At 32.6% G+C, this 8,580-nt stretch carries 2 protein-coding genes; one reads left to right on the top strand and one right to left on the bottom strand.

What is annotated here, in order from left to right:
• Nucleotides 1-278 precede the first annotated feature (278 nt).
• A complete protein-coding gene (locus tag IX290_RS10540; protein WP_211493149.1) occupies nt 279-7,208 on the bottom strand; it encodes an autotransporter-associated N-terminal domain-containing protein in 6,930 nt (2,309 codons plus the stop codon).
• A 346-nt stretch (nt 7,209-7,554) separates the two neighbouring features.
• Between IX290_RS10540 and IX290_RS10535 the strand changes: the two genes are divergently transcribed.
• On the top strand, nt 7,555-8,526 hold the full coding sequence (locus tag IX290_RS10535) for a hypothetical protein (RefSeq protein ID WP_211493148.1): 972 nt from the start codon (nt 7,555-7,557) through the stop codon (nt 8,524-8,526).
• The last annotated feature ends 54 nt before the right edge of the window (nt 8,527-8,580 follow it).

The following is an 8,580-nucleotide window of genomic DNA, read 5'->3' as shown; positions in this document are numbered from 1 at the left end:
CCATTGCTACGTTAAACAATGGCTTTTATCGTATCTTTCTCCTTCTCATTTTTTCAACAGGTATAGAAGTTCCTGCTTTGTAGATTTTCCCATTTTTTTATAAGCAGCTTAGAGATTGCTGCCTTGTTACCTTCTCACCTTTTGTTCCGCTGGTTAGAGCTCCTGCAACTTTCATAAAACGTATCTTAATTGATGTGATATTCTACCATATTTTATAAGGAGATTCAATAAAAACAGATGATTTTTCTCAAATTTTACTCTCTATAGGAGAATAAAGTTTAAAACTTAACTCTTAATTCAACTCCGCCATTAAGAGCTTTATCAACTGTTGAATATCCAACTTTGACTGCTGCTCCATAGCTTTCGTTTTCTATTCCTAATCTTCCTACTACACCTACATCTATTTTTTCTCTCTTCTCTCTAGGAAGTCTGTAGTAATCAGCAGTAGTTCTATTTACTCTTGCTCTCATCTGAACCTTGTCTATGTTTCCAAACTCTCTTGACACATTAGCATCAACAGATGCTACAAGTTTATTTGTTTCAAGAGGTGTATCATATTTTACTTCCACTCCTGCATTTGGTAATACACTTATATAGTCTTTAGATTTAACATCAAGTCTCATCTCTCCACTATTTTCATGTATCTTACTAATTCTTCCACCTGCAAGATCTACACCTGCATAAGGTTCAACTGTAAAGTGCTCAGATAATCTATAGTTAACTCCTAATGTGTTATCTAAAAATACTCCATAAGAGTGATATTTAGATTTAGCTTTAAATATATCATCAACTACAAGATATCTTCTATCCATCTTTCTGTAAGAACCTTCAAGTCCTGCTTTCCATGTCCAGTTAAATTCATTGTTGTATCCATAAGCATTTGACTTATAATATCCAATCTGACCTGTAATTGCTTTCTCTTTAGATCCATCTATATCTTTAAATTTGAACTGCTCATTAGCCATTCCTAAGAACATTCCACTGCTTTCTCCAAGTCTTACAGTTTCATTGTTATTAAGTACAAATACACCTTGAACATCACGTTTGAAGTCAACAGCTTTTCCTTTTCTTGAATTTACGTTGTTATGTTCTCCAAAGAATTTAACCTTCATAGTATCTTTAGTATTAGTTTGCCAGTTCATAAGATCATCAAACTCTCTGTAGAAGCTGTTGTGACTTGACATTACTCTTTTTGCAGTATTGATATACTGTCTACCTAACATCTCATCTACAGCCTGATCAAACAGCACTTTTTCATTTTTACCAATAGCTGTAATTTTATTAAACAAAGTTTTTTCACGACTTCCTATAGCCTCAACTCCATATCTTTGTTCCATTCCTTCTAAGAAGTTATATGTATTTTTATCTCCTGCAAACTTAGTATATGGAACTTTTACCATTACCACTTTTTCTAAAAGTCCTTTATCTTCTGTTTGAGTAAGGTCAGCCATCCAAGTAAGTGAACCTGAATATACTCTCCATTTCTCAATTTGAGGGTTAGCCTGAATAGTAGCATTGTAAGGAGTAAGTTTCTTACCTTCCACTACAATACGTTTATCATTTACATCTTCTGAAGCTTCAGCACCTATTATTAAGTCTGCTTTCTTAACCTTTTTAAGAGCACTTAATCCAACTATAGGTTTTGTATATCTTGTAAGCTTAGTATCAATATACATACCGATAGTTGAAATATCCATATCATGATATTCCTTTTCCTCTCCAGTTACTACTACAGGCTCTACAGGCTTACCGCCTACTTCTATATTTATTACATTATCCTTTACCTGAAGTTTTACATATTCAGCTATCTTAACAGGAGAATCTCCAGCAGACGCCTCCTCAATGTCAGTAGAATCAACTCCAGTTATAATGATATCTCCATAGTTTTTAATTATTCCAGGATTCTTACCTAAAAGGTCACCTTTTGAAGCTATACCAGTAGCACTCTGTGCATCAAGTATTATCTTACCAGTAGCTGTATTTGTAAATACTGCACCATCTTTAACTACTACTCCAACTATATCTTTAAGTCCAGAACCTGCAGTTTTAATAGTACCGCTGTTGATACCATTAGCTCCATGGTCTATATAAATTCCTGTTGTTCCATCAGCTGAAAGGACAATATCTTTTCTATTTTCTACAGTAGTACCACTTCCTGTACCATACATTCCGATACCACCTTTTCCAGATACTTTTATCTCTCCATTATTGATGATAGTTCCTGTCTGATCTCTGGCTGGATTTTTATCATTAGTAAATCCTGCAGCCATTCCAATTCCATAATAAGTTATAGTTTTATCTGTACCTGGAATAACTAACTCTTCAGCTTTACCAACTGCAATCTTACCATAGTTTGTACCTTGTGCATTTTCATTTACATATATTCCAACATTACCGTATCCTGTTGAGAAATCTATATTTCCACGATTTTCAACTTCTCCAGCAGAGTATATACCATAGTTGTTGTTTCCTGTAGATTTAATATCTGTATTGTTTTTAACTTTTCCTGTTTTGTCTGCTGAGTAGATAAATATTGTTTCATTTCCAAGATTATTTACAGGAGCTGCTGAGATATTAAGAGTATTTCCACTTCCCTGGTCTACAAATCCAAAGCTGTTATCTCCTATTTCAAGGTTGAATCCATTTCCTGCTGTGACATTTTGATTAGATCCACTTACAAGAACTCCAGTAGCTTTCTTTTCTCCAACTTTAATCTTACCACCAGTTAAAGACAGATTGTTCTTATCAGAGATTATTCCTACTCCACCTTTTCCAACAGTAATATTCCCAGAAGATGCAATCTCTCCACCATAGATACCAACTGATCTGTCTCCAGCTTTGATATCTCCACTGTGATTTACACTTCCATTAGCTGCATAAATTCCTATAGAGTAGTTACCTGTAAGTGGATTTGCAATCTCTATCTTACCTGTATTTGTTACATTTCCTTCATTAGATATAATTCCATATCCTCTTTGAAGTTCAATTTTTCCATTATTTGTAATATTACTGCTTCCAAGTTTGTTATCTACATATGTACCAATAAATCTTGTATTTCCATTGGTATCAGAAGATTTAATATTAAGATCAGTTACAAAGTTCTGGTTGTTTCCGCCGTCAATATATATTCCTATTCCTTGACCATTATTTTCTCCTGCATATTTAATTTCAAGAGTTTTATTTCCAACTACTTTACTATCCTTATCAAGGTAAATTCCAACACCGTTGTTATTAAGTTTGATTCCATAATCTGTATTTAGAACTATATCAGAATTTTTAGCAAATACACCAATATCTCCACTGCCATTAAGGACAATATCCTCACTTCCACTTCCTGCAAGATTGATATTTGCACCCTTTCCTTCAACAACTATTCCGTAAGAGTTATTACTGTTAACATTTATCTTACCACTGTTAGTGATTTCTGCATCTTCTCTATTTAGCTGAGTATATCCTAAAGTTTCATTGTTGTTAGCATAGATACCAACAGATCCATCACCGTTTATAGTGATTTCACCTTTATTAACTACAGTGAATACCTTTTCATTTGGATCATTTCGAGCCAGAGATTGACCTGCAGAAAGTTTTTTATCTGTTCCAAATTTCTTAGAAGCTTCAAGGTTTGCCTTAGATCTTGCACTTGCAAAAGCAACTATTCCCTGACCACTCTCTGTAATATTAATCTTACCATTTGCATCATTTGTAATTGTACTTCCATTTATTCCATATGCACCTATACCTCTATCCACCTGGATAAGGTTTTTATTATTGATATTTCCGAAGTTTACACTTAGTGCAGTACCCATATTTGAAGTACCAGCTAAGATATTTATCTCACCACTGTTTTCATATCCGTTATTTTCATTTGTTGTAACATCTTCATGAGAGGCTATAGCAAGTCCAGTTCCATCAGTTGAACTGATTGTCATTCCATTAGGAATAACTATCTTTTCATTTGAAAGTACCAGGTGTTTAAAATCTCCTACATCTGCTGGATCACTTAGATTCATACTTTTAGCAAAATTAAAAGTTCCATCTAATAAGTATGTCTTGTAGTCATGACCATCTGGATTGATAGAGTTAACCTTCATTTCGTCCTTAACATTCGCCAGTAGATTTTCATTTCCAGTCCATGTAATGCTTTTTTCTTTAAGTATTTCGAGAATTACATCATTACCAGTAAATTTTAAATCTATATTCGACATACCATTGTATAGTTGAGACCCCGCACCTGCACTATAGTCACCTTTAAGGGCACTCATGAGTATTCCTCTTTCCATCTCAATAACTGTATGTCCAGTAAAGTTAATTTTACCTCCATTTTCAGCATAGAATGGAGTTGTAGTGTGTTCTCCCTGTACCTTTCCATGGATAAGTTTTCCACCGCCAAAATTAACAGTTCCACCATTAGTTGCAATAAGTCCACCATTTTCTCCATTTACAATCTCATTGTTTGGAGAATTAAGATTTACCACAGCTTTATCTCCTACTGCAAGAGCTCCTACACCATTGATTACAGCCTTTCCGTCTATATTTACAACTGTATCTTCAGTACTTTCCATAGAGTTTGCATATCCACCGATATTATTATATTTCTTTCCAGCCTCTGTTACCATATCATCTGTTGCTTTGATATTTCCTTTGATATTTACCTTTCCACCTTTTCTTGCATACCCAATTATTGAAGAATATTGAGTTGCAACAGTATCAAAACTATTATTATCACTATTTTTAGTAGAGATAGCATTTACAATTCCTTTATTATCTCCCATAAAAGCTATTCCCTCTTTAGAAGTAACAGTAAGAGGTATATGAATATTTATCTCTGATGATTTTCCTTCTAATTCATCTAAGCCCTCAGGAGTGATAGGAGTATCACTTCCAGGAGATACAGGTTTTGCTCCCAATTCGTGATCTTCCTGTTTCCATATTCCTTCTGCATAAGTAATTATAGTTCCAGTAGCTGCATCCTTATCAGCAGTAGTTTTACCATTTATTCCATCAGTAAATTCTGAACTTGAATTAGTTATAAAATACTTATTGCTACTATATCCTACATCAACTGCTGTACCTTTTTGAGCAGCAATCATAATAGCATCTTTAGCATATTTACCAAAACGTATATCAATTTTTCCCACTTCAAGATTGTGGATTTTATCATCATCAAAACTTTTAAGTTTTTCCCCTTTACCTTGACCACCAGGAATCGCAGCATATCCCTTTATTGGCAAACCTAAATGTTCACTTGGAATAATTCCAGGTCTTTGACCTGAAATAGCCAAAATTCCAACAGCTCCATCAACTGTTTTAGGAGTATACTCTTTACGAGTATCTTCATCATGTAATTGACCTAATTTAGTCTGCTCACTTGTATCTCCAGAAGACAGCTTATCTCCAATTGTAGCTTTTACATCTATCTCACCTTGGTATATTCCAATATATGGACCTTTTTGATAAGAATTAAGGTCTGCTTCTGCATAATTATTATAACCAGAACCCTCAATAAATAATTTAGGTATAGGGCCTGGCATCTTATCTCCAAAAAATAGGACTTTTGTTTCATCACCATATAGTTTTGCATCATTTACTTTTATATAAGAGTGGTAATTCTCACTGGGTTTTCCTTTACCAAATAGTGTCTTTCCCCAATCTGGAGAATAACTATATGAAGTTAATACTATATTTGAAGCACCATCCATTGTTATTTCTCCATCACTTTTAAATTCTTTAGGTGGCTGAAATCCAACTGTCAAATATACGTTATTATTTTTACCATACATATTTACCTTTGTATCACCTTTAAATGCTCCTGGTCGCTCTGCACCGTAATTTAAATATAGTAGTACTATGGAAGGCATTGCATAAAATACCGTATTTTCAGTTCCATACATATTGACTGTTGATTTTTCACCCTCTACAATTCCTGCTTGCCACCCTTCACTAGTTGCAAAAGCAGCATGTCCATAAAGATTTACATCCATATCTTTTATAGTTACATATCCAGCAGTATGAAATGTAGTTGTTCCTAAAGTAGGACGTTGAGGTCCTGCATATGTTTCTCCCCCATCGTGACCTGAACCTATATCTTCATATCCATCCTTATCTTTACCAAAATATCCACGAATATGTAGTTCAAGTTTATCATTACCTTTTCCATCATTATACTCAAGCCCATCTATCACAGCATGACTCCCAGTATATCTATAAATTATTGTTATTGGTCTCTTATTTTTTGGTATATCTTCTACACGTCCTTTAATATCTTTAAAATAATATATTCCACCATTTACAGCAGCACGTTTCTCTTTTGGTATATCTCCATTTTCATCTAAACCATCCTTCCACGCATCACGAACCATTCCCGAATAGATTACTGCTCGCCCTGGATGATGCCGTGAATTATGATTATCATAAATCGCCCATTGCCCTCCTGAAATCTTATTTCCATTAAAATAGAAATCAGTAAAAGGAGCTGCTTTAGGTGATACTATATTTACCACTCTGTCTTTAGGCTCTATCTTAGGCAGTTTTACTTCTGCTATTTCAGGTGTATTTATTACAAATTCTGGCATTACAGGCTTTGTTATCTCTATTTTAGGTACCTTTACTTCTACATTATCCACAGTTTTAGGTACTATTGAAGCATATCTTACAATTGTTCTAATAGGTTCATAAAACTCTGTAACAGTAGGTAGTCCATATTTCATTTGAGTCGTAGAAATATTCTTCTCTGTAGTTTTAATAATACTTGCATAATTGGCGCTTAAAGGTGAAATATCTCTTTGTAATATGTCACTACTTCTGATAAATATCCCTTTATATGGATAATACTTGTTTATATCTCTGTTTTTATTTTTTGATCTTGTACGATACCAGTTTACTCCTAACTGCCAAGATCTCTCCCATGGTTTTATTACCTGTTTTCCCTGCTCTAAAAGTTGAAGAATATTCATATCTATATGCTTAATTCCATCTTCAGTTAAATTAATCAAATTTTGAACTCTTTCCTTTTCACTTTTAACATCAGTTCCAAGCTGTTCTCTTGTTGGTACAGTTTCAACGATTTCCTGTTCAACTTTTATCTCTTCTGAATAAGCCAGGTTTCCATTTATTAGAAATGCTATAAGTAGCCCTACTGAATAGCTTAATTTCTTGGACTTTTTCAGAAATCTTTTAACACTTTTCTCTGCTTCATCTATATTGTTCATAATTCCCCCTAGTATTATAAAAAAACATTATGCAATATTAATTTTAAAATAGTTAATTTCAAATTGACAACTTGTGACAAATTAAAGAATTTTTTGTGTTTTATTTTTCATTATAACATGTTTAATTTGCAAAAGCAATATAATAAAGAATATTCACATATTTCAACTTCTTATTTTTTATAAAAGAGTAGATTATATATACAGTTTAGATTAAATAATTATAAAAATTTCGTTCACACAAATGACATTTTACAAATAATACTATCCTTATTTGACAATACTACATCATGTATAGTATCATTTAATTATCAATGATAATATTTTTATGTTTTAAAGGAGATATGCCATGATTAATAACTTTAAAGATATTCTTGAAAAAGAAATTGAAACTTTCTTAGAAACAAAACTGGAAAATAAGTATAGAATTGTAAAACATGACCCTATAAATGATACAATAATAGCAATTTCTCTTGAACCAATTCCTGAGAAATACAATAACAACTTTCACAGGGGAGAGTTTGCACTAAGAGCTATAGTACTGGATAACTACAATGAAATTCATATAAGCAACCTGGCTTGTACTGGTATCTTTAAAGGAAAAGGAATGGCTAAAAAATTGATAGAAGTGATTTATCAGAAGGGAAAAGAGTATGATTATAACACTTTTCTTGTAAATATCTCACCTTCTTTTTTTAATAGTATGAGAAGAAGAAAAGCAGAAGTTATCAGTAAAAAAATCATGAAAATCACAGATGAAACAGATTTGACAAGTATAAGAAATACTCCAAAAGCATATAGTCATGAAATTGCTAAATGCAAAAATGTCAAGGAAGAGTTTTTACCATATCTCCCAGTTCATTCAAATGCAATATCTTTTATAAAGTGGAAACAAAGAAATATTGACTATATTCTATCTGATTTTGAATTTACTAATGTTAGAAATATTATGAAAGAAGAAAAAAATAATAAACTGTTTCTTCCAGATTTTGATATGGAATATATAATTGATACATATTTCAATCCAGAAGACCCATATAGCATGGATAAGGAGATTTGCGAGCAGTTCTACTTTTATATCTGGAAGACAAATCCTATTATAGATCTGTTGAAAAAGACTGGAACAGGATATACAATTATAGACAGACACAATCATGAACTTTGTACTTTAAGTTCTGGTGAGTTTTATAAGTATTCTCCTATCTCATTTGAAGATATAGATGATTTAAAAAGAAAGATGTCAAATGAATTAAATTCTGACATCCTAAACATCTTAATCTGGGCAAAGAACAAAGATAAAGTTATATTTCATGCAATATAAAAAAAGCTGAGTAACATTTTTAAAAAAATGTTTTACTCAGCTCTCTTTTTTGTA

Source organism: Fusobacterium sp. DD2, assembly GCF_018205345.1.
In the GTDB taxonomy this organism is placed as follows: Bacteria; Fusobacteriota; Fusobacteriia; order Fusobacteriales; family Fusobacteriaceae; genus Fusobacterium_A.
This window is presented reverse-complemented; position numbering and strand designations above follow the sequence as displayed.